This is a genomic window from Terriglobus saanensis SP1PR4 (genome assembly GCF_000179915.2).
Taxonomy (GTDB): Bacteria; Acidobacteriota; Terriglobia; order Terriglobales; family Acidobacteriaceae; genus Terriglobus; species Terriglobus saanensis.
Map to the genome: position 1 here is coordinate 1,005,667 of NC_014963.1, position 22,120 is coordinate 1,027,786.

At 59.1% G+C, this 22,120-nt stretch carries 20 protein-coding genes; 1 reads left to right on the top strand and 19 read right to left on the bottom strand.

The window, feature by feature from the left end; translation table 11 throughout:
• Positions 1–4: 4 nt before the first annotated feature.
• The 8 genes from ACIPR4_RS04220 to ACIPR4_RS04255 all read right to left on the bottom strand — a co-directional run bounded on the left by ACIPR4_RS04220 (position 5) and on the right by ACIPR4_RS04255 (position 11,306).
• Complete coding sequence (locus ACIPR4_RS04220) at positions 5–1,009, bottom strand: threonine ammonia-lyase (RefSeq protein WP_013567410.1); 1,005 nt, start codon at positions 1,007–1,009, stop codon at positions 5–7.
• Between the two features lie 17 nt (positions 1,010–1,026).
• Positions 1,027–2,211, bottom strand: coding sequence for an alpha/beta hydrolase family protein (locus ACIPR4_RS04225; protein WP_245536449.1), 1,185 nt, complete (start codon positions 2,209–2,211; stop codon positions 1,027–1,029).
• Positions 2,212–2,458: 247 nt separating this feature from the next.
• Positions 2,459–4,132, bottom strand: a complete 1,674-nt coding sequence (locus ACIPR4_RS04230; RefSeq protein WP_013567412.1) for a ribonuclease J — start codon at positions 4,130–4,132, stop codon at positions 2,459–2,461.
• 45 nt (positions 4,133–4,177) lie between these two features.
• Positions 4,178–5,176 carry a VWA domain-containing protein gene (locus tag ACIPR4_RS04235; RefSeq protein ID WP_013567413.1) on the bottom strand — a complete coding sequence of 333 codons (999 nt, stop codon included), beginning with the start codon at positions 5,174–5,176 and terminating at the stop codon, positions 4,178–4,180.
• A gap of 108 nt (positions 5,177–5,284) precedes the next feature.
• Positions 5,285–6,133: a 2,3,4,5-tetrahydropyridine-2,6-dicarboxylate N-succinyltransferase gene (locus ACIPR4_RS04240; protein ID WP_013567414.1), complete on the bottom strand. Its 849-nt coding sequence runs from the start codon at positions 6,131–6,133 to the stop codon at positions 5,285–5,287.
• Positions 6,134–6,184: 51 nt separating this feature from the next.
• Positions 6,185–7,204, bottom strand: a complete 1,020-nt coding sequence (gnd, locus tag ACIPR4_RS04245; RefSeq protein ID WP_013567415.1) for a phosphogluconate dehydrogenase (NAD(+)-dependent, decarboxylating) — start codon at positions 7,202–7,204, stop codon at positions 6,185–6,187.
• 50 nt (positions 7,205–7,254) lie between these two features.
• Positions 7,255–8,439: a threonine synthase gene (locus ACIPR4_RS04250; protein ID WP_013567416.1), complete on the bottom strand. Its 1,185-nt coding sequence runs from the start codon at positions 8,437–8,439 to the stop codon at positions 7,255–7,257.
• Positions 8,440–8,498: 59 nt separating this feature from the next.
• A complete protein-coding gene (locus ACIPR4_RS04255) occupies positions 8,499–11,306 on the bottom strand; it encodes a TonB-dependent receptor (protein WP_013567417.1) in 2,808 nt (935 codons plus the stop codon).
• A 126-nt stretch (positions 11,307–11,432) separates the two neighbouring features.
• Here ACIPR4_RS04255 and ACIPR4_RS04260 point away from each other — a divergent pair, with 126 nt between their 5' ends.
• Positions 11,433–13,079 (top strand): rhamnogalacturonidase, encoded by a 1,647-nt coding sequence (locus ACIPR4_RS04260; RefSeq protein WP_013567418.1) that lies wholly within the window; start codon positions 11,433–11,435, stop codon positions 13,077–13,079.
• Here ACIPR4_RS04260 and dapA read toward each other — a convergent pair.
• The 11 genes from dapA to nrdR form a co-directional block, all read right to left on the bottom strand.
• Positions 13,076–14,011, bottom strand: a complete 936-nt coding sequence (gene dapA / locus ACIPR4_RS04265) for a 4-hydroxy-tetrahydrodipicolinate synthase (RefSeq protein WP_013567419.1) — start codon at positions 14,009–14,011, stop codon at positions 13,076–13,078. The two genes, ACIPR4_RS04260 and dapA, sit on opposite strands and share 4 nt — an antisense overlap.
• A gap of 13 nt (positions 14,012–14,024) precedes the next feature.
• Positions 14,025–14,642 (bottom strand): TMEM175 family protein, encoded by a 618-nt coding sequence (locus tag ACIPR4_RS04270; protein WP_013567420.1) that lies wholly within the window; start codon positions 14,640–14,642, stop codon positions 14,025–14,027.
• Positions 14,639–15,388, bottom strand: a complete 750-nt coding sequence (locus ACIPR4_RS04275; RefSeq protein ID WP_013567421.1) for a 3-keto-disaccharide hydrolase — start codon at positions 15,386–15,388, stop codon at positions 14,639–14,641. Before ACIPR4_RS04275 ends, ACIPR4_RS04270 begins: the two co-directional genes overlap by 4 nt.
• Before the next feature lie 30 nt (positions 15,389–15,418).
• Positions 15,419–16,684, bottom strand: a complete 1,266-nt coding sequence (locus ACIPR4_RS04280) for an aminopeptidase (protein WP_013567422.1) — start codon at positions 16,682–16,684, stop codon at positions 15,419–15,421.
• Between the two features lie 65 nt (positions 16,685–16,749).
• Positions 16,750–17,121 carry a VOC family protein gene (locus ACIPR4_RS04285; RefSeq protein ID WP_013567423.1) on the bottom strand — a complete coding sequence of 124 codons (372 nt, stop codon included), beginning with the start codon at positions 17,119–17,121 and terminating at the stop codon, positions 16,750–16,752.
• 79 nt (positions 17,122–17,200) lie between these two features.
• Positions 17,201–17,884 carry a 4-hydroxy-tetrahydrodipicolinate reductase gene (locus ACIPR4_RS04290; protein ID WP_013567424.1) on the bottom strand — a complete coding sequence of 228 codons (684 nt, stop codon included), beginning with the start codon at positions 17,882–17,884 and terminating at the stop codon, positions 17,201–17,203.
• 29 nt (positions 17,885–17,913) lie between these two features.
• Positions 17,914–19,353: a lysine-sensitive aspartokinase 3 gene (gene lysC, locus ACIPR4_RS04295; protein ID WP_013567425.1), complete on the bottom strand. Its 1,440-nt coding sequence runs from the start codon at positions 19,351–19,353 to the stop codon at positions 17,914–17,916.
• Positions 19,350–20,435 (bottom strand): aspartate-semialdehyde dehydrogenase, encoded by a 1,086-nt coding sequence (gene asd, locus ACIPR4_RS04300; protein WP_013567426.1) that lies wholly within the window; start codon positions 20,433–20,435, stop codon positions 19,350–19,352. Before asd ends, lysC begins: the two co-directional genes overlap by 4 nt.
• Before the next feature lie 76 nt (positions 20,436–20,511).
• Positions 20,512–20,802, bottom strand: coding sequence for a hypothetical protein (locus tag ACIPR4_RS04305; RefSeq protein ID WP_013567427.1), 291 nt, complete (start codon positions 20,800–20,802; stop codon positions 20,512–20,514).
• 5 nt (positions 20,803–20,807) lie between these two features.
• Complete coding sequence (locus tag ACIPR4_RS04310) at positions 20,808–21,596, bottom strand: hypothetical protein (protein WP_013567428.1); 789 nt, start codon at positions 21,594–21,596, stop codon at positions 20,808–20,810.
• Between the two features lie 49 nt (positions 21,597–21,645).
• Positions 21,646–22,113, bottom strand: coding sequence for a transcriptional regulator NrdR (gene nrdR, locus ACIPR4_RS04315; RefSeq protein ID WP_013567429.1), 468 nt, complete (start codon positions 22,111–22,113; stop codon positions 21,646–21,648).
• Positions 22,114–22,120: the final 7 nt, after the last annotated feature.

Genomic DNA, 22,120 nt, shown 5'->3' on the forward strand with positions numbered 1-22,120 from the left:
AAATTTAGACGCCTTCTGCGAGTAACTTGTCCCGCAATGCGGGATCAAGATTTCCGCCGCTGATGACCACCGCAATCTGTTTGGATGCGGGAAGCTCTTTCCAGTGGAAGAGCGCCGCCGCAAGAGAGACCGCGCCGCTCGGTTCGGGGACAAGGTCGCTGGCCAGGAGCAGGACGCGCATCGCCGCATAGATCTCGTCTTCCGTCACGGTGACGACGCCGTCCACGTGCTTCAGGATGTGGGCGAAGTTCAGGGCTCCGAGGCTCTGCGTCCGCAGGCCATCGGCGATGGTGCGCGTGGTTTGCTCGGCGCTCCATTCGACCAGCGTCTTGCTGTCGAAGCTCTCCTTCGCATCCCCCGCGAGCGCTGGCTCTACGCCGAAGACCTTCACCTTGTCGGACAAAGCTTTGACTGCGGTCGAGATCCCGCTGATAAGACCGCCTCCGCTCACCGGCGACAAGATCAGATCCACTTCGGGGGCCTGTTCCAGGATCTCCACGCCGATGGTCGCAGCGCCTGCAATCACAAGACGGTCGTCGTACGGGGGAACCATGGTGTAGCCGTGCGCGGCCTCCAACTCCTCCGCTTTGTGCTTGCGGTCTTTACTTGCGGGGCCAACGATGACGACTTCGCCGCCAAGCTTTTTTGTCGCCTCCTGCTTGATGATCGGAGACGTAATCGGCATGACAATGACGGCCTTGGCCTTTCGCTCACGCGCGGCGTAGGCCACGCCCTGAGCGTGATTGCCGCTGGAGTAGGTGATAACCCCTCGTGCGATCGTCTCGTCATCGAGCGAGGCGATCTTGTTATAGGCTCCACGGAGCTTGAAGCTGCCGATGGGCTGTTCGCTCTCTGCCTTCAGCCAGATCTTCGGGGCCCCTTCATCAACCGTGAAACCAGCCGCCGCCATGCGCTTTACATCCAGCTCATAGAGGCCAGAACGTACCACCACGCCCTCAATGCGCTTCTGCGCCTCGCGGATCTCATCGAGGGTGACTAACTCTTCCATCGTCTTTCTCTCCTTACTCAACTCTTCGCCTCACGCAAAACCAGCGCCATGAAGTGCACCAGCTTCCACTCGTCCCACATGCTTGGCGACCTCGCCATATCCAGGTGCGACAAAACGGGACTGATGAGCGCCGCGCGCAACGTTGCTGCGCGCAGTTCACTCGCCATCCATAGTGTCTCAGCTGCGGGGATGATGTTGTCGGCCTCGCCGTGCAGCAGAAAAACGGGTACGGTCAAACCGGGCAGATGCTTCTCCGGGGAGAGCCCATTCATCTCATCCACGTGCCGTAACTCAGCGGCCCGCAGCATCGAACGCGTTGCGATGGAGCTGGTATCCATCAATTGCAAGGCTTCCACCTTTTGAGTGCTGTTGAGCGCCGTCATCGCCGTCGCTTCAGCATCCTTGTCTTCGTAGAGATGTGCCTTCAACAGCGCCCGCAGGGGCACGATATCGCGTTTTGGGACGAACTCCTCAAGATGCTCATACTCCATCACCAGCGGACCGTACTCATGCGCGGGAAGAAGCTCTTGTGTCCCATCGGGCCGCGTGTCTTCGCTGGTGCGATAGTAGGCGGCCACGCGTTCCATGGCGCCTTGGGAACCGACGGCAAGGATCATCTTCATGCTCGGACGAAAGACCGGGTCCGCAGCAGCCACCAGGGCCAGGCCTCCGGAAAAGCTCAATCCCATCACGCTGACCGGCTGGTGCATGTGCTGGGCGAACCATACCGTGGATGCGCCGATGACCTTCACGGAGCCTTCACTCACGCGATAGTCCTTGATGTCGGGAAGTTCCGGCGTGAGCACGGTCAGACCGCATGCGGACATGGCGCGTGCAAAGGCCATCAGGCGCGGCTCGTCCATGCCGAGATAATGCACTCCGTGGAAAACGACTATGCCCGGAGTCTGTGGATGAAGCGAAGGAGTGTAGAGCCGCGAACGCACGGGGCCGCCCGTCGTTTGGAGCGTCAGGTCTGTGACGGTAACTGGCTCTGTCGTGATCCGGGCCAGCGATGTGGACAGTTTTTCCCCACTGACCATCTGCAGCAGGGCCAGCGCCTGCAGGTGCGCACGCACGCTGCTCCATGATGCGGCCAGGACAAACCCAAAGAGAAGAAGCAGCAAACCCGCAACGACAGGTCTCCGTGGAGGGGAGGAGAGTTCGGCACGCGATGCCCGGATCGCCTCCGCAGTCGCGGCCACGCCGATTTCACGAGGGGTTGACCTTCTTCGGATGATGCGGCGCAGCACGTGAGCGGTGATCCCCCTGCGGATCAGAGTACAGCCTGATTAGAAGATACGGTTGGCACCAAAGAACCATTTGGATGACCGCTGTCGCCGATACTGCCGCCGATGAAGAGCGAACCCAGCATCGTGCGCCTGCGGGGAAAAGGATACGAGCGAACCGAATTCCGGTTCGCTCGTAGTTCAGACTTCAGAAATGAACTCGTCAGATTTCCAGAATGACCGGCATCACCATGGGGCGGCGGCCGGTGTTTTTCTGGATATAGCGCTTCAGGTCGGCACGGATCTTTTCTTTGATCAGCATCCAGTCGCGCTTCTCTTCGTCTGAGGAGGTCTCCAGCGTACGCTGAATGATCTTGCGCGCCTCGGCGTGCATGCCCTCTTCGTTGACCGCGAAGCCGCGCGTCACGATCTCGGCCGTGCCCTCCTGGCGGCCGGTCATCTTGTCGATCGAGATGATCGCCAGGACGAGGCCTGCTTCCGAAAGATGCTTGCGATCGCGGATGATGATGTCTTCGATGACGTCCGAAGTGGATCCGGAATCGATCAACACACGACCCGAGGTGACCTTGCCGGTCTTGGTGGCAGAGTTCGCATCCAGTTCCAGAACTTCGCCGTCCTCGATCAGGATGCAGCGCTCCGGAATCGTCGTGGAGGTCGCAACTTCGATATGCCGTGTGAGATGGCGGTAGTCGCCATGTACTGGAACGAAGAATTTCGGCCTAAGGAGGTTAATCATCAGGCGGAGTTCTTCCTGCGAAGCGTGGCCCGAGACATGGATAAGCCCGGACGCGCCATCGTCGTAGATGACCTTCGCGTTACGGCGATAGAGATGGTCGATCATGCTGAAGATCGATTTCTCGTTGCCGGGAATCACACGCGAGGAGAGCAGAACGGTGTCGCCCGCTTCGATCTTGGCGTGCTTGTGGTTGTCCACGGCGGCGCGGGAGAGCGCGGACATCGGCTCGCCCTGGGTGCCGGAGATCATGACGCAGACCTTCTCAGGTGGGAAGTCGCGGATCTGCCCGGAGTGGATCAGCAGACCCTCAGGCGGATTGATGTAGCCCAGGTCCTGCGCAATCTCGGTCGCATTGTCCATCGAGCGGCCAATCAGGGCGACTTTGCGGCCGTGCTGGTGGGCAAGGTCCATCGCCAGCTTAATGCGGTGGATCGAGGACGAGAAGCAGGAGAAGAAGAGGCGGCGCTTGGCGCGGGAGAAGATCTCATCCAGACGCGGGCGCACGGCGAGCTCGCCGGGGGTATAGCCGGGACGATCGCAGTTGGTGGAGTCCTGCAGGAGAAGCAAAACGCCTTCTTTTCCCAATTCGGCAAAAGAATGAAGGTCGAAGGGCTTTCCATCCGGCGAGGAAAGGTCGATTTTGAAGTCGCCTGTGTGGACGATCGTTCCAACCGGCGTACGGACGGCGAGCGCAACGCAGTCGACGAGCGAGTGGGTCACGCGGATCGGCTGAATATTAAACGGGCCAATGTTGAAGCGCTCGCCGGGGACCATCTCGATCAGGTCCGCGCCGTCGAGGAGCTTGTGCTCCTCCAGCTTGCCTTCGACGTAGGTGAGTGTGAACTCGGTGCCATAGACCGGCACGTTCAGCTCGGTCAGGATACGGGGCAGACCGCCGATATGGTCTTCATGCCCGTGCGTGAGCAGGATGCCGCGCACCATGGCGCGGTTTTCAAGAAGGTAGGTAATGTCCGGCACGACGATGTCTACGCCGAGGAGCTCGTCTTCGGGGAACATCAGGCCGGCGTCGATGACGATGATGTCGTCCTTATAGCGAATAGCCATACAGTTCATGCCAAATTCGCCAAGGCCGCCAAGGGGAATTACCTTCAGCTTATCCACGTTCTTATCATTGTTCATTGAACTTCAGGGTAACACTCTGACTATAGGGGTGGGGCGGGAGGCTTATCGCCACATTCCGGCTTTGCCGTGAATTTCGAGGTTATGGTCAACCGCTTCGATACGAATGTGGTGGAAGCCGGGCGGGGAATCCGGCGGCGGACGGTACTCCACCACGAACTGGGAGCGCAGCAACGCAGTCATCCGGCCCAACGCCGCCGCCACGTCGCGGTCCCTTGTGGCGGTGAGCAGCACGCCGCCGCTCTTGTCCACCAGATTGGGCAGGATTTCACTGCCTGGAGGCGAGTGCCCCGTCGCGACAGCCTCTGCTAACTCCATACCCCAGACCCGGATAGCGTAGAAGGGAACGGCCTGCTCCTGCGCCCGACGAAGGATATTTGTGGGTTGTGCGGCGCTGGCGTTGTCGAGCCCATCGGTAAAGACGACGACGGCTTTGCGGCCTTGATACGGGGCCATGGCGTCCGTGGCGAAGTCCATCGCGTCCCAAAGTCGCGTGCCGTTCCCGGACATATTCCGGCTGTGCGTTTCCACTCCGTACTCCTCCTGGAGACTGTCGAGCTTCGTTGCAATGTGGGCAGGAGTGTCGGTCGGTTTTGTCATATCTAAAAGAACTCTGAGGCGGACATTAAAAGTGACGATGAAGACACGGTCGCCGGGGCGGAGGGTCTCTGCGATGAAATGGATCGTCTGCCGCTTCATCCGGTCCCACTCGCCAGCCTCGCTTCCGCTGATATCGAGCAAAATGCCCAGAACCAGAGGGGTATCTTCGGCGTGGCTCAAACCCAGAAGAGATTGAAGCTTGTTATCTTCGAAGACCCGCACCTGCTCGGGCGCGGTAATCTCCTCAATCGAATGGGTTTTGCGATTGGTGGCGGTGCAGTTGATCTGGACGAGCTTTACTGCGACATGGAGGGTTACGGGAGGGTTGATGGTCTCTGGGGCGGTCTGCGCCGAGGCAATCCCAGACAGATACAGCAGGACGATCGCTGCCAGCAAGGAGAGCCTGCGGTGATGCCGGACGCGACTGAGCTTAGGCGTACACATCTTCCTGAAGGTGAGCTGACGCGATGTGTTGAGTCCGGCTCATGGGTGGGAGAAGTATAGGGCAGGGAATGGGGTCGCCGCACACCATTCCCTGGCCATTTTATAGATCTAACGGAGGAGGTCTTCCAGGGTCGCCGAAAGGTCCGTCTTTTCGTCGCGATACTTCACGATGATCGGGGTGTAGACCGAGAGACCGAGGTCCTTCGCCTTGCCCTTGGTGATCGCGCGCGCGCCGGGAACCACGACCGCTCCCGAAGGAATGATCAGCGGCATATCGGCGGTAGCTTTGAGCACGGTATCGTTCACCAGGTCATAGACCGGTGTGCCGCGCGTCAGGATCGTGCCTGCAGCCAGAATCGCTTTGCTGCGAACGATCGTGCCTTCATAGACGCCCGTGTTTCCACCGATCAGGCAGTCGTCTTCGATAATCACGGGCGAAGCGTTGACCGGCTCCAGAACGCCGCCGATCTGCGCCGCCGCCGAAAGGTGAACCCGCTTTCCGATCTGAGCGCAGGAGCCGACGAGGGCGTGAGAGTCGATCATGGTGCCTTCGTCGACGAAAGCGCCTGCGTTGACGTACGCGGGAGGCATCATGACGACGCCCTTTGCGAGATAAGCTCCGCTGCGTACGCTGCTGCCACCCGGCACGATGCGGATGCCATCTTCTGGCTTGAAGGAGCGCGCCGGATAGGTATGTTTGTCCACGAAGGAGAGGGGGCCCGTGCTCATATCGACCAGAGCGCCAAGGCGGAAGCCGAGAAGGATACCGCGTTTGACCCAGGCGTTGACGCGCCAGCCGGTCGGCGAAGCGGCGTCTAGCTCTGCGGAGCGGAGAGTGCCCGCTTCGAGGTGCTCGCGGAGAGAGTGAAAAGCGTTAAGGGCATCGCGGTCGCCGATTGCGGCGGCACCAGCGGCAAAATGGAGTTCGATCTGTTCTTCGAGTGATTGAGTAGGCATGCAGCCCTAAGGATATCAAGGCTGCTGCCTGCTCAATCACCGAGAGACTTCCTACGAAGTCTTCTCTTTGTGCCCGCCGAACTGAAATCTCATCGCCGAGAGAAGCTTGTTTGCATACACCGCGTTGCTCTGCGAGGTGAAGCGAGCGAAGAGCGCCGCACTCAAAACATCCGCCGGAACACCTTCGTCGATGGCAGCGATGGTCGTCCATCGGCCCTCGCCCGAGTCTGAAACTCGCCCGCTGAAGTCCTTCAGTTCGGGAGACTCCACCAGCGCTGCCGCCGTAAGATCCAGCAGCCAGGAAGAGACCACGCTGCCCCGACGCCATACCTCGGCAATCTCCGGAACGGGCATGTCGTACTTGTAATGGTCCGGCTCGCGCATCGGTGCCGTCTCCGCGTCGAAAGTCTCCTGCGTATTGCCGACGTTGGCATGCTTCAGGATGTTCAGGCCTTCCGCATACGCGGCCATGATGCCGTACTCGATGCCATTGTGCACCATCTTCACAAAGTGACCCGCACCCGCAGGCCCGCAGTGGAGATAGCCCTCTTCTGCGGTGGTCGTTTCGGTCGCATTCTCCCGTCCCGGTGTACGATCCACCGTGCCACGCCCAGGCGCGAGCGCTTTGAAGATGGGGTCGAGATACTGCACAGTCTCTTTTTCGCCACCGATCATGAGGCAGTATCCGCGCTCCAGGCCGAAGACTCCGCCGCTGGTGCCGACATCGGCCCACTTCAACTTCGCATCACCCACGGCTTTGGAGCGGCGTAGATCATCCACGTAATACGAGTTGCCGCCATCGATTACGATGTCCCCTGCTTCGAGAGACTGCTGCAGCTCCTGAATGGTGGCATCGACCGCACCTGCGGGCACCATCATCCAGACCGCGCGGGGAGCCTTCAGCTTGCTCACCAACTCCTTGATCGAGGTGGAACCCGTCGCGCCCTCTTTCACCAGGGCGTCTACAGCGGCCGGGCTTCGGTTGTACACAACACACTCATGCCCAGCCTTCATCAGGCGGCGCACCATGTTCGCGCCCATTCTTCCCAAACCAATCATCGCAATTTGCATGTGAAGCTCCTTGTCGATCAGACGCACCAATCTTAGTGTGGATCTATTAATTAATCGCCGTTCGTCAACCCCAGGGCCTGAGCCAGCACATCCGTGTATTTGTTGCCCGAGCCGGTGTTGAAGAGGACCACACGGTCCGAGGGCTTCAGGAACCCGGTTCCGATCAGGTGATCGTAGGCCGCCGTTGACGCTGCACCCTCCGGCGAAAGCAGAATACCCTCATGCTCCGCCCAGTCGCGCAGCGAGACCAGGAGTTCTTCGTCCGTGCGAGCCACCACCGTTCCACCGGACTTCCGCACGTCGTCCAGAATGATGTAGTCGCCATAAGGCTTCGGAACCCGCAGGCCGGAAGCGAAGGTCGCTGCGTTCTGGAACATGACGCTCACGTCCGCACCCTCGTCGTACGCCTTCGCCACGGGGGCGCAACCCGCCGCCTGCACCGCGATCATCTTCGGACGCTTCCCTGTGACCCAACCTAACTCTTCCATCTCTTCGAAGGCCTTCCACATGCCGATCAGCCCAACGCCGCCCCCGGTCGGATAGAACACGGCATCGGGATACTCCCATCCCAACTGCTCCACCAACTCATAGCCCATCGTCTTCTTGCCTTCCACACGAAACGGCTCCTTGAGCGTGGAGAGATCGAACCAGCCCTCGCTCGCCTTCCGTTCGCCGACGATACGCGCGCAGTCGGAGATCAGGCCATCGACCAACGTCATGTGCGCTCCGTAAGCGACGCACTCTACCTGATTGGCCAGCGGAACATCCTTCGGCATAAAAATATGCGCTTCAATTCCCGCCGCGGCGGCATAGGCGGCAACGGCCCCACCGGCATTGCCTGCGGAAGGCACCGCGACCTTCTTGATTCCGTAAGAACGAAGCATGCTGATCGCCATCGCCAGACCACGCGCCTTGAAGGTTCCGGTCGGATTGGCCCCTTCCTCCTTCAGAAAGACGTTGGCGTAGCGGCGGCTCGGAAGCATCGGTGTCCAACCCTCACCCAGCGTTACAGGCTCGACGGTGGGGAGTACATCCCGATAGCGCCACATCCCGGACCACTGCCGATCCTGAACTGTCGTTCCAATGCGATCACGCGCTTCGATCCCCTTCGCGGCGGACAGGTCATAACGAACGTAGAGAGTCCCTGCGCACTTCGGACAAACGGTAGGAGCTTCGGAAGAAGGGGGAACAACTGTCTGGCAACGGGAGCATTCAAAATGGCTGATCAGAGACATTTATCTAGGATAAAGGACGCTGCGCTCCTGGTATATCAACGGTTGATTACAACCGCCGCTCAGAACGCGAAACGCACTCCCAATTCCACGCGTCGCGCGGCCTCGGCAGTAATTGCCTCTCCAAGGTTGGGCGAAGAGATGACTGTTCCCACAGCCGTGGCATTGGTGTGATTGAGCACATTGATCCCGCGGACGTTGAACGTAAGGGTGGAGGGATGGTCTGCGTCCTGTGGATTCAGTTTGAAAGCGCGGCTAAGGTTCGCATAGGCATGCAGTATGTGCGGCATAGTGCCCAGGTTCCGCGGAACATTGCCGTTGACGGTATTCGTGCTGAGAAGTCCAAAGCGCGTGTTGTAGACGCCATCGCCAGCCGCCGCAGCATAGGAAGGCCGGTCGTTGAAGGAGCCATCTCCGTTCGCATCGGTACCAGTCGTGAGGTTATACGGAAGCCCCGTGTGCAGATAAAACTCGGCCGAGAGTTCGAGCCTTCCCGGTAGTTTCAGCTCGGTCTCCGCTAACGCACCACTCGACTGCCAGTCGGGCCGCGAGGATTCGCCTCGATTGCTGTAACTGGACTGCGGTTGAGCTAAATCCGTCCCTCCATCGGATCTGAAATTGACCGCCCAATATCCGAGGTTGAGACTGAATCGCTTGTAGCTCTTCTGTTCGATTCCGGCCCAGAAGACAGTCCCCCATGTATGCGCGGAGTTTTGATATTCAAAGATATTTTGGTTGGGCGCAAAAGGGCGCGGAGCCATCAGAGCGGAAATCGGATCAGGCGCGCCGCCGCTCCCGCTGGCGACCTGCGGTGCATTGATATTCAGAGACCGCGAATCACCCCAGCCATCTGCCCACGTCAGCGCCACTGAAGCGTGCCAGTGGTGGGGAAGGTCGTGATCGAGCGTCGCCTGGAACTGCGCGGACGGAATCCGTCGGTAGGAACGCGCAAACTGCCACCTCGTCCCGATCGCAATCGATCCAGCGATAGGCGTGAGTGGATTGCTGTAATCGGGTGAATAGATTAACGTCTGCTGCTGCCGAAGACCATTCAACCGATAAATTTGCGTCGGATAACTCGGCGCTACGGAGGAACTGAAGAGCCCGGCTCTCAAATGCATCACCCATGTGGATTGCTTATCGAGTGCCCAGGATATCCCGACCCTGGGAGAAAAATTCGCAAGGCTATGCGGCGAGGTCTGAAGGTCATACCGTATGCCCGTCGTGACGTTAAGACGTGGGGCCAGCTTGATCTGGTCCTGGGCGTAGAGAGCCAGTCGCCACTGTGTAAAAGGGACAAGCGGGTTACCGTTGGTGACCTGATACGTTGTGGCATTGCCTCCGGGAAGATGGAGCAAGGCGCGTTCGTACTGCTCGATGGGTTTGAGTGTGGTGGTCTGCCCCGTAGGCTGATTGTCTGCGTCGAGGAGCGGCGCACTTCCGCCACCGAACGTATAGGCGCCGTTGAAGGTATCGGGATCGTAGTTATGGATGAAAAGACCCAGAGACTGTGCGCCGAACTTGAACGAGTGTTTGCCACGCGTCACCATCAGGTCATCGTCTATCTCAAGATCGCGCTCTCGGTCGTTGAGATTCTGGCTGGTGGCTCCTCCGCCGACAAAGTAGCCTGCCACCTGCACGGAAGGCGCAGTCGAAAGAGGCGTCTGTTCGATGCGATTCCACGTATAGCCAATGCGCGTCTCATGCAGCAGGTTCGGGTTCAAGGTCATGACATTGGTGAAGCGCAGATTGTATTGGTTCATCAGGCTGGAGTAGCCCGCCTCCGCCAGCGTAAGACCGCCCACTCCCTGATTCCCACGGTTGTTGGTGTCGACGGTATAAGAAAACGTCGCGACGTCTCTCGGAGTGACCTGCCAGTCATTCCGCGCCGAAGCGATCCAGCGCCGTTGCGGTGCCGTGACTGTTTGCTGGAAAGGAACGGGCTGTCCACTTGAGTTCAACGTAGTTGCGTTGACGATGTTGAACTCATCGATGTCGCGCTTTTCCAGCGCGAGTGAAAACCCGCTCTTCTGCCGCAGAATCGGCCCGCTCAACTCAAAGCCATAGCGACGTCTTCCCGCCGGGGTAGAGATGAGAGAAAAAGGATTGGTCGCGTTGAAACTGCCATCGCTATCGTTGAAAAAAAGCGCTCCGTGAAAGGAGGCAGGCCCAGGTTTTGTCGTGATCTCGATTCTTCCGCCATGCGAGGAAGGACGTTCGTACTCGGGGGAAAATTCATCCGGATTCACGCGAATCGAAGCGATGGAACTCTTGGGTGGCATCGCACTTCCATTCTGAAATCCATCCACCACCACCGCGGCCGACGAAGCAGCCCCACCACCAGTCGCTGCGAGCATCTGCAGTTGCTGCAGGAGATCATCGGGATCGTCCGGTAACTGCTGGATCTCCTGAGCGGAAAGTGTTCTGGTTCCCGCGCCGTTGTCCGCGTCGATCGTGCTTGCATCGGCGTTGACTTGAACACTCGCTTCCACTGCGGCAATCGGAAGTTGGAGGCTAATCTGTACGACGCTTCCGGCTTCTCCATTCGCTGCGGCCGTTCCTGGGGTGAACCCCTCGGCTTGTGCTGTGATCGTGCTCAGACTGCGCGGAACACAGGGCAGAACAAAACCGCCCGCGCCATTCGTTGTCGCTGTAATACCTTCGGATGCCTTGACGCGCGCTCCCGGAATCGCCGCGCCGGTCGTATCGGTCACAGTGCCTTCAATGCGAAGACCTGCAGGGCAAGATTCTTGAGCGACGCCTGCGAGTGGATGGATCAGCGAGGCAAGGGCCGCCGCGAGCTTCCAATGGATAGAGAGATGACATCTCATAGGCCCTGCCTCGACAGCGATGAAGTGGATACTTCTCATCGCTACACTCCTCTGGATCGCATCTTCGATCCACCCCTTTGCAGGGAAGAAGAGAAACAATGCAGGGAGAGAGAAGACTCACGCAGCGAAGCCATCTGGTTTTCCTCTCTGATAGCATCTCGACCTATGAAGAACTTTGACGCCGCGCGTCGCGAACTCTTGAAGTTTTCCGGCATGGGTCTTGCCGGAGTGACTCTACCTTCTCTTCTCACCGCCCAATCGCGTCCTCCCCTTGCTGTGGCGAACGGCGCTGGTGGCCCTGGCTTTTTCGATATACGTCACTATGGCGCGACCGGCGACGGCAAGACGGTGGATACGAAGGGCATCCAAAATGCCATCGATGCGGCTGTCGCTGCTGGTGGTGGAACCGTAGTCTTTCCGGCAGGGAAATATCTTTCTTTTTCGTTGCGCATGAAGAGTTACGTTCATCTCTATCTCTCGCAGGGATGCATCCTCATTGCGGCAGACTCTCCTTCGCCGGGACAGACCACGGGCTATCGCGGAGGCACCTACGACGCGGCAGAGCCGAATACCGCGTGGGATGCCTATCAGGACTACGGGCACAACCACTGGCATAACTCGCTGATCTGGGCGGAAGACGCGCATGATCTCTCCATCTCCGGTCCAGGACTGATCTGGGGAAAGGGTCTCTCCAACGGTCGTTCGCGCAAGGATAACTCCGGCTTCGATTTCACTGCGGAACAGGCGGGCGTGGGAAACAAAGCCATCGCGATGAAGAACTGCTTCAACGTCATGCTCGCGGATTTTTCGGTACTCAAGGGCGGACACTTCTGTCTGTTGCTGACCGGAGTCGATAACCTGACCATCGACAACCTGAAGATGGATACCGACCGCGACGGTATGGACATCGACTGCTGCAAGAATGTCCGCGTCTCGAACTGTACGGTGAACTCGCCGTGGGACGACGCCATCTGCCCGAAGTCGAGTTACGCGTTGGGTTATGCGCGTCCTACGGAAAACGTTACGATCACGAACTGCTACGTGACGGGCTACTACCAGCTCGGCTCGCTGCTCGATGGATCGCTGAAGCGATACTCCGAGGACACGCACGTTCCCCGCACAGGACGCATCAAGTGCGGCACGGAATCCAATGGGGGCTTCAAGAACATCTCCATCTCGAACTGCGTCTTTGAAGGCTGCCAGGGACTCGCTCTTGAGTCAGAGGATGGCGCGCTCTGTGAAGACATCGCTATCTCCAACATCACGATGCGGGATATCGACAGCTGCCCGTTCTTCCTGCGGCTTGGCGCGCGGCTGCGTGGACCGAAGGAGACGACGCAGGTGGGGACTCTGCGAAGAGTACTTATCAATAACGTGACTTGCTACAACTCAAGCTCGAAGATCAGTTCCATCCTGAGCGGCGTTCCCGGCCATGCGATTGAAGACGTGAAGTTCTCCGATATCTACGTGCAACACAAAGGCGGAGCCAGCGCCGATGCGGCGAAGGTCGTTCCGCCTGAGTTAGAGAACAAATATCCCGACCCAGATATGTTCGGCCCCATGCCCGCGCACGGCTTCTACTTCCGCCATGTGCGGCACCTGGAGATGAGCCATGTCGAAGTGCAGCCGGCTGCAGAGGATGCGCGCCCGACATTCATTCTGGAAGATGTGGAACGCGCCGACTTCTTCGCCATCACCGCACCGACGAATGTTCCGGCGTTCGCGCTGAACAAGGTGAAGGACCTACGCATCGGTTGGAGCCGCGCGGCCAAAGATACGGTGCTGGCGAACGCCGACGGTATGTCGCTCTAAAACATCCTCAGATTTTCGCTCGTCTGGGGAGCATTGACGAGCAGGCCAAGCTCTCCGGCAGTGCTCTCCAGGCGGCGTCGTGTGGGGAAGGTCACCGGCGTCATGGGAAGGCGTAGCGTATCACCATCGATCTTTCCCATCGCCGTGAGGACCGCTTTGATCGGTCCGGGGCTCGGTTCAGAGAAAATCTCACGCACAAAACGCGCAGTCTGCCGCTGAATCCGCCGTGCCACCGGCCAGTCGTTCGCGAGCGCCGCATCGACCATCTGGTTCATCATCGCGGGCGCTGCGTTGGAAGCTACAGAGATCAACCCAACGCCTCCAGCAGCAATCACCGGCAGGGTGAGCGCATCGTCTCCGCAGAAGACGCGGAAGCCGCGCGGCAGCGTGGTCAGTAGATCGCCAATCTGGCCGAGATTCCCGCTCGACTCCTTGATGCCGACGATGTTCGCAATCGCGGAGAGGCGCAGCACCGTCTCCGGCAAAAGATTTGAGGACGTGCGGCTGGGCACGTTGTAGAGAAGTACCGGCACCGGTGCGACGGCCAGAGCGATCGCCTGGAAGTGGAGGTACATTCCCTCCTGCGAAGGCTTGTTGTAATACGGGCACGCAGTAAGAATGCCGCCCACACCCGAAAGCTTCGCGATGCGCTTTGCGCGCTTCACGGCTTCCAGCGTGGAGTTATGCGTGCATCCCACAAAGACACTCGCGCGGCTGGCAGCGGTCGAGATCGCCATGCGCGCGACAGCCAGCGTCTCTTCGTCCGTTAGGGTTGAGGCTTCGCCCGTCGAGCCGCATACGACGATCAGGCGAATGCCGCTTTCAATCTGCCAATGGACGAGGGAGTGCAGCGTATTTTCGTCCACCGAGCCGTCTGCATTGAAGGGGGTGACGAGTGCTGTGCCGCATCCGGAGAGTTGCAAGGTGTCCATGTCGTGTACAAGTTTATCTTGAGTGTGGTTGCGGCGTCGTGGAATCAATGCACTCCGTGCCCGTCCCCACCTCCGGGATGATCCAGACGAAGGTGACGAGGACGTTGACTGCAAGCGAAAGCCGCGGATTATGGAAGGCAAGCGGGATCGCAATGAGGTACAGGACGAGCGAGACCTTGTGCTTCCACGCCTCGGCGCGATCTGCCTTCGCATACGTGCCGAGCTGCCTCTGCTTCTGCATCACCGTCACGCGGAGAACATAGAAGACGAGAGCGCAGAAGAGCATGACGCAGCCGTAAAGCGCGGTAGAGAAGCTGTCGAAGTGCTTTTCTCCGATGTAATCCGTGAAAAACGGGATGACAGACAGCCCGAAGAGAAACAGTAGGTTGGCCCAGAGGATGCGATAGTCGATCGTCTCAACCCGCCGCGCAAGCTCGTGATGATTGATCCAGTAGATCCCGACCATGAGAAACGAAAGCAGGTAGATCCCAAAACGGGGAGCGATGGCCCACAGACCTGCCACGCCGTTCTCATGTGGAACGTGCAACTCCAACACCATGATCGTGAGGATGACCGCGATCACGCCATCCGAGAACGCTTCTAGGCGCGAAGAAGAACGCGTCGCGCTCATGGCGTAGGAGGGAGTTCGCGGATCTTGATATTGCGAAACGAGACGGGGAAGCCGTGATCCTGCAGCAGAATGTAACCATCATGCAGCTCGCCGAAGTGGGGCCAGACATGATATTTGCTGTCCGCGACGAGCTTGCGAAACTGCGGCGTAAAGCGTTCGTACTCCACCACTTTCTTGTCGTTGAGCCAGTGCTCGCCATGCGCTCCGCGAATCACAATGCGCGCCGTGTTCCATTCGCCGATGGGCTTCACCGGCTTGTCTTTGGCAGAGGGGATCATATCGTAGAGCGAAGCAAGCGTACGGTCGCCGTTCACACCCTTCTTCGCGTCCGGATGCACGGCATCATCCAGGATCTGGTACTCCATGCCGATGGACGAGCCCGGTCCCTTGTTCAATTCCGGATCGACAAAGTACTTGATGCCGCTGTTCGCTCCACGCGTGATGCGGAACTCGGCCGTCAGTTCGAAGTTGGCATACTTCCGCGTGGTGATGATGTCGCCCGCGTCGCCGCCCTCTTCGCCGCCAGTGTCGGTGACGGTCAGCAGGCCGTCTTTGACCTCCCAGCCAGTGGCAGGGAACGCCGGTCCATGGGAACTGCGCCAGCCGTCGGTCGTCTTACCGTCAAAGAGCAGCTTCCAGCCCTGCGCGACCTCCTTCTTCGTGAGCGTGTTGGGTGAGGCCTGCGCGGAAGCAAGAACACTACCCGCAAGTACGACTACAGCAAAGAGCCCTGCCTGAATCCGCATTCCTGTCCTCACCCTTTTCCCCGCTTACTGTTAGACCCATTCGCCCTGGCGCATCAGAGGCTCTGCTTTGCCGTCCGCGTCCAGGCCGTCAACGTCCATCGTTCCGCCGCCGATCATCCAGTCCACGTGAATCAGAGAGGAGTTGGCACCCTTGCTCGCAAGCTTGGCGTCGTCCATGTGCTCGCCGTCGATCAGGCAGGTAGCATACGCCTGTCCCAGGGCAATGTGCGAGGCAGCGTTTTCGTCGAAAAGCGTGTTCCAGAAGAGCAGACCGCTCTGCGCAATGGGCGAAGAGTGCGGCACCAGGGCGACCTCTCCCAGGCGCGCTGCTCCTTCATCCACGGCGATGAGCTTCCGCAGGGCATCCTGGCCTGCGGAGGCATTCGCTTCCACGATGCGACCGTTCTCGAAAGTGCACTGAATATTCTCGATCAGCGTTCCCTGGTGCGAAAGCGGCTTCGACGCGCTCACCGTGCCGTTGACGCGGTCCTTGTGAGGAGTCGTGAAGCACTCCTCGGTGGGAATGTTGGCGTTGGAGAAGATCCCGTTACCCCCCACGCCGCCACCACCGGCCCAAAGGTGGTCGTCCGCCAAGCCGACCTTCAGATCGGTACCGGGGCCTTTGAAGTGGAGCGTGTGATATCGCTTATCGTTCAAGAGCTTCACGCGTTTATGAATGTTCGCGCCGTGGTTCTTCCAGTCCTGCACGGGATCGTCGCCATCGATGCGCGATGCCTTGAAGATCGCCTCCCACAGCTTGGAAACGGCCTCCGCTTCCGGAAGATCCGGGAAGACGAGCTTCGCCCACGCGGGCGTAGCTCCGGCCAGGATGCTCCAGTTGATCGCGTGGCGGGTCACGAGCTCCATCGCGGGCTTCGAAGCCTTGGAGGCCGCAATGTTCGCGCGCGAGACCTTGCTCGGATCCTGGTCTTTCAAAAGGGAAGGGTTCGCGCCTGCGATGCCGAGACGGGCCGCGTTCGAACGGAACGCCTGCGCGATGCCGTCGGACATCCACTGCGCCGCAAAGTCGAAGGAGCTGTCCGGGGCATACTTGTAGCGCGCCAGCGTCGTCTCATCGTCGCTATAGAGCGTGGTCACCAGATTCGCGCCTGCCTTGTAGGCGTGCTCCGTGATGCGGCGAACGAAAGGGATGTGTTCCAGCGAGGCGGAAACAACGATCTCCTGCCCCGGCTGCAGGTTTAGGCCTACACGAACGGCGACCAGCGCCAGGCGATCGAGCTTTTCTTCAAAGGAGAGGGCGGCGAAGGGGGTGATTGCGACAGCTGCAGTGCTCATCCTTCTAGGGTAGAAGCCCTGCCCCGCCCATGCAACTCCCGGTCGTACAAGCCCGTCTCGTAGTTTCAGTGTTGTGACAGGGAAAGCACGTTTCCATCTGGATCCTGGAACCACGCGATCTTCGTTCCGCCGGGCGCTGTCCATATGCCGAGATCATCCTGGGACATCCCCGGATACAGCCGGAACGAGACGCCTCGGTCGTGCAAAACCTTTGCTTCTTTTTCTATGTCCTGCACGCGCCAACCCAGAATCGTATAGGGAGCGGGCTGGAACTCCTCCATCTTGGCGATGCGGATGACCGTTCCGCGTGCCTCCATGACCAGGGCAAACGGGTCGTCGCTCACGAAGTGCAGACCCAGCACCTCTTCGTAAAAGGTGCGCGCACGTTCCGCGTCGACTGTAGGAATGAAACCCATGACTTCGCTCTCATAAAGCATGCTCTCTCCTCCGCAGAAAGGAGACAGGAACTGCCCAGAGACGTCAAGCAAGTTTTCTGATTTGGTCTCTGCGAAGCCTCTACTTAGGGACAAGTCCCTTGTAGATCTCAGCGAAGTCGTATGTACCCGGCTTCTGAGTGGCCAGCCACTCCGCGGCACTCACCGCGCCTTCAGCAAATCCGCGCCGTGAATGCGCCTCGTGCGTCAGCGAAATCGTGTCTGACTGCGACGTTGCCTTGAGCGTATGAATGCCTGCGGCGTCGCCATCGCGGATCGAGGTAATCTCGGCTTCCGCCAGATCTTCGATCGCCTTCTTGAGCGTGAGCGCTGTGCCTGAAGGCGCATCCAGCTTTGTAACATGGTGCGTCTCGTCAATGGAAAAGGTGTAGCCGGGCAGCGCCTTGGCAAACTCCCGCGCCAGTTCGAACATGGCCTGTACGCCGAAGGAGAAGTTCGTTCCGAAGAGCAGGCTTGCGCCCTTACGGTCCGCAAGATCCTTCATAGACGGGAGAGCGTCATACCATCCCGTCGTCCCCACCACTACTTTCGCCCCGGTCGCAAGGCACGCGCGCAGGTTCGAAAGTACAGCCTCCGGCGTGGTGAAATCAATCACCATATCAAAGGCAGCGATGAAGGGTGCGGTCAGTGCCGCGGCATTCGGGTTTTCCTTTGCGTCGAGAACGTGCACGCCATGGCCCCGCTCTGCCGCTACCTGGGCCACAAGCTTGCCGGTTTTTCCGTGACCTAAAACGAGGATGCGCATGGTGTCTCTTTCGTGTACTGCCTGTTGGATCAGCGTGCGGAAACGGCTGTCTCTGTCTGGGATGCAATCACATCGAAGACGGTAGGATCGGGATCGGAAAAGAACTCCTTGTGCAACGAACGGATGGCTTCTTCCACGTCTTCTTCTTCAATCATGAAGCTCATGTTGATCTCGCTCGCACCCTGCGAGATCATGCGCACATTAACGTGCTGCACCGCGCCGAAGACGCGTGCCGCAATGCCGCGATGTCCACGGATATCTTCGCCCACCATGCAGATCAGCGCCTTGTGCGACTCGTATTTGACGTCGGCGATCTTCGAAAGCTCTTCCGCAATCGCGGGCAGATGCTCGTTCGTATCCACGGAGACGGAGATCGAAACCTCCGAGGTGCTCACCATGTCGATCGCGGCCTTGTACTTGTCGAAGACGTCAAAAACGGCCTTCAGATAACCGTGCGACATCAGCATCCGCGAAGCGACGATGTCCACGATGGTCAGGTGCTTCTTGGCCGCAATGCTCTTGAAGGGCGACTTGCATCGCGGAGCTACGGCGGTGATCTTTGTGCCTTCGTTCTCGGCGTTGCGCGAATTCAGAACAAACACTGGGATGTTCTTCTTCACGGCGGGCAGAATCGTCGCGGGATGCAGGACCTTTGCTCCAAAGTAGGCAAGCTCGGCCGCTTCTTCAAAGCTGATGGTCTTCACGCGCAGGGCATCGGGAACGATGCGAGGGTCGGTGGTCATGATGCCGTTGACGTCGGTCCAGATCTCAATCGCAGCAGCGTGCAGACCTCCACCGACAAGCGCTGCGGAAAAGTCCGAACCGCCGCGTCCCAGCGTCGTGGTGATGTTGGCAGTCGTTGCTCCGATGAATCCGCCCAGAACGGGCGTCTGTCGCTGATCGAGGAGCGGAAGCACGTGTTCCATCAAACGCTGTTCGATGGCGTCCTCCTGCGGAACCGCCTTGCCGTAGTGGGCGTCGGTCACGATGACTTGGCGCGCGTCGACGTGAACGCCGTTCAGGCCGCGCTGCGCGAAAGCCTCGGCGACCATGCGCGAAGAAAGGCGTTCGCCAAAGCTGACCACGAGATCGGTCGTGCGCGGTGTCAGTTCGCCCACGGCGGCAATGCCGCGGAGAAGATCATCCAGCGAATCGAACTCCGAGCCTATGACGCTCTGAATCTTGCTGAAACGCTCCTGTTCCAGCAATTGCGCAGCGGTGTCGACGTGGCGAATCCGAAGTCGCGCGCTGATGGCAAGCGCGCCGGTACGGTCGCCCTTGCCTGCGGCGGTCGCTGCAGCGATCAATTGATCGGTCACCTTGGCCATCGCGGAGACAACAACCACCGCATCCAGGCCCTTATCGCGGCGGCCACGGACGATCTTCGCTGTGCGATCCATCGCGGCGGCATCTTCCACCGAGGTTCCACCAAACTTCATCACAACAACACGTTCGCGGACAGAACTCACGCCTTGGCCTCGCTTACAGGGGAATTTGGAAGTTTCTGCATCCGTGCCAGCACTTCGGCATTCAAAACAGCCGCACCAGCGGCTCCACGGATGGTGTTATGGGTCAACAGCGTGAACTTCCAATCCAGCAGGCTGCACGGGCGAAGCCGCCCTACCGTCGTGGACATGCCGTTTCCGGCCATCAGGTCGAGCCTTGGCTGCGGACGGTCGGGCGCGTCGTTGTAATACACAGGCTGGTCAGGAGCGGAGAGGAGATGTTCGTCCTGAAGCGGACGAAACTCAGCCCAGGCCTGCAGAATCTCTTCGCGTGGTGCAGGCTTGCGCAGCTTGATGCTGACGCACTCCGTATGTCCGTCGATCACGGCCACGCGGTTGCAATGGGCCGTCAGCTTGGCGTCCAGCATCTCAATCGCGCCATCGTTCATGTGGCCCAGAAGTTTGAAGACCTCTTCCTGCATCTTCTCTTCTTCGTTCTTAATGAAGGGAACCACGTTCCCCAGAATGTCCAGCGAAGCCACGCCAGGGTAACCGGCTCCCGAAATCGCCTGCATCGTGGAGACAAACAGGCTTTCGATGCCGAAACGATCCGCAAGCGGCTTGAGCGCAAGAACCAGTCCAATGGCGCTGCAGTTCGGATTCGTCACGATATAGCCGCCGCCGTTGGCGCGCGTCTTCTGGCCTTCAAGCAGGGGCAGGTGAGCAGCATTGACCTCGGGTACAACCAAGGGAACATCCGCCGTCATCCGGAACGCCGAAGAGTTGGAGATGACGGCGCATCCCGCCTCGGCGAAGAGCGGTTCCAGCTCCAGGGCTACATCCGTGTCCAACGCGGCAAAGATAATCCTGGGCAGATCCACGCCAGACTGCGCGGGCGTGTTGGGCTGCATCACCATGGAGGCTACGCGTGCGGGAAGGGGAGTATCGAGCTTCCACTTCACCGCTTCACCGTAGGTCTTGCCGGCGGAGCGATCGCTGGCGGCAAGCCATGCGATCTCAAACCAGGGATGATTTTCCAATAACTGGATGAAGCGCTGGCCCACTGTGCCAGTCGCTCCTAGAATTCCGATTCTGCGTCGTTCCATTGGTATGCTGGCGCGCTTGGATCGCGCGCTCTCCTGTCAGAGAAAGTCCGTCTGACTAGATTATCAGCGGAACGGGCTATAAATCGCTTCTACGGCGTCGCATACGCGTTCCACCGCCAGCAAAAGCAGCCAGCATGACCACCGCGTGCAGCAGAAACCATCCCGAAAGCCCCTGGTCTTGGTAGATCAGCACAAGGATCAGGACGCGGGGAATGATGATCGCGGCCAGCAGAGGAACCAGCCCGATCACCACAAACTGGTGCTGCAGCCACATCACCAGCAGCGAAACGCGCGGCAGGAAGAGGCTGATGACCAGGAACCAGAACGGCAGCAGATGCACGGGAAAATTGATCGTCAAGCTATGCATGAACCCTACTTTGCTGTGAAGGTCACTGAGGCCTCGGCGGCCTGCTGTGCCTTCACGGTAATGGGAATGGTCTGCTCGCCAAGCTTCTCATGAACGAAGACAAGAACGTAGTTTCCTTGCGGCAGGCCGGTGATCTGGAACTTGCCTGAAGTGTTGCTCACAGCAAAAAACGGCGTTGGACTGACATTCAGGAACGCATTCATCCACGGGTGATTGTTGCACCGGATCGGCAGCATGCTCTCCGCGGAGGTGAATTTCAATGACTCCGGCTTGCCACCGGGGCCCTGCGAAACATCGACGGACTGGTTACCCGCCTGGACTGCCATCGTATGCACGTTATGCATGGTCGGATCGGAGTTTGTGAACTGCACCGAACCACCTTGAAAAATCGCGCTCACATGGGGAATGAAGCGGCAGCCCTTCTGATCGATGGTGATCGGCTGCATCGCCTGTGCGGACGCGGGGGCGCTCGGAGCATTCCGCACATAAACAAAGACGTTCGCCAGATTGCCGTCCTTCGCCATGATCTGCTCGGACATGTTCTCCGCGTTCGAAAGCGTGCAGGCAGGGTCCTGACTCATGTCGATCCTGATGGGCGCAGGCACTTGCCCAGCGATCTTCACCGTTCCCGTTATGGAACCGAGGGTCGTAGGATTGGGTGCAGCGGTTGGAGATGCCGGTACAGAGGGTCCGGCTCCCACCACGCTGCCCTGGCGCACGGCGGCATCCGGTTTGCAGCCAATAAGGGGAAACATCAGGCCAGAAAAAAGAAGAAGTGCTGCGGCGTTTCTCATGTACGGATCAAGCCTCGAAATGGGTAAGATGCGCGAACTATCTGATTCGTCAACCCTTGCGGCGTTGGGCCAGCAGAAGACCTTCGAGCTCCTGCTTGAACTCGGAGACGTCCTTGAAGTCCCGATAAACCGACGCGAAGCGAATATACGCTACCGTATCGATCTCCTTCAGGCGCGCCATGATCAGCTCGCCTACCTCGCTGGTGGTGCGCTCGCGCTCGGGCGAATCGACGACGTAGGCTTCCGTTTGATCCACGATCTTTTCGAGGGCAGAAGGAGACAAAGGCCGCTTTTCGCAGGCATGCAGAAGCCCGGAGAGCACCTTTTGCCGGTCGAACTTCTCCCGGCGGCCGTCCTTCTTCACCACCATGTAGGGGATTTCGTCGATCCGTTCGTACGTTGTGAAACGCTTCTCGCAACGTTCGCATTCCCGCCGTCGCCGAATGGAATCGGCTTCCTTGCTTTCGCGCGAATCAACCACCTTGTCTTGAGAAAAACCGCAATACGGACACTTCATAGAATCC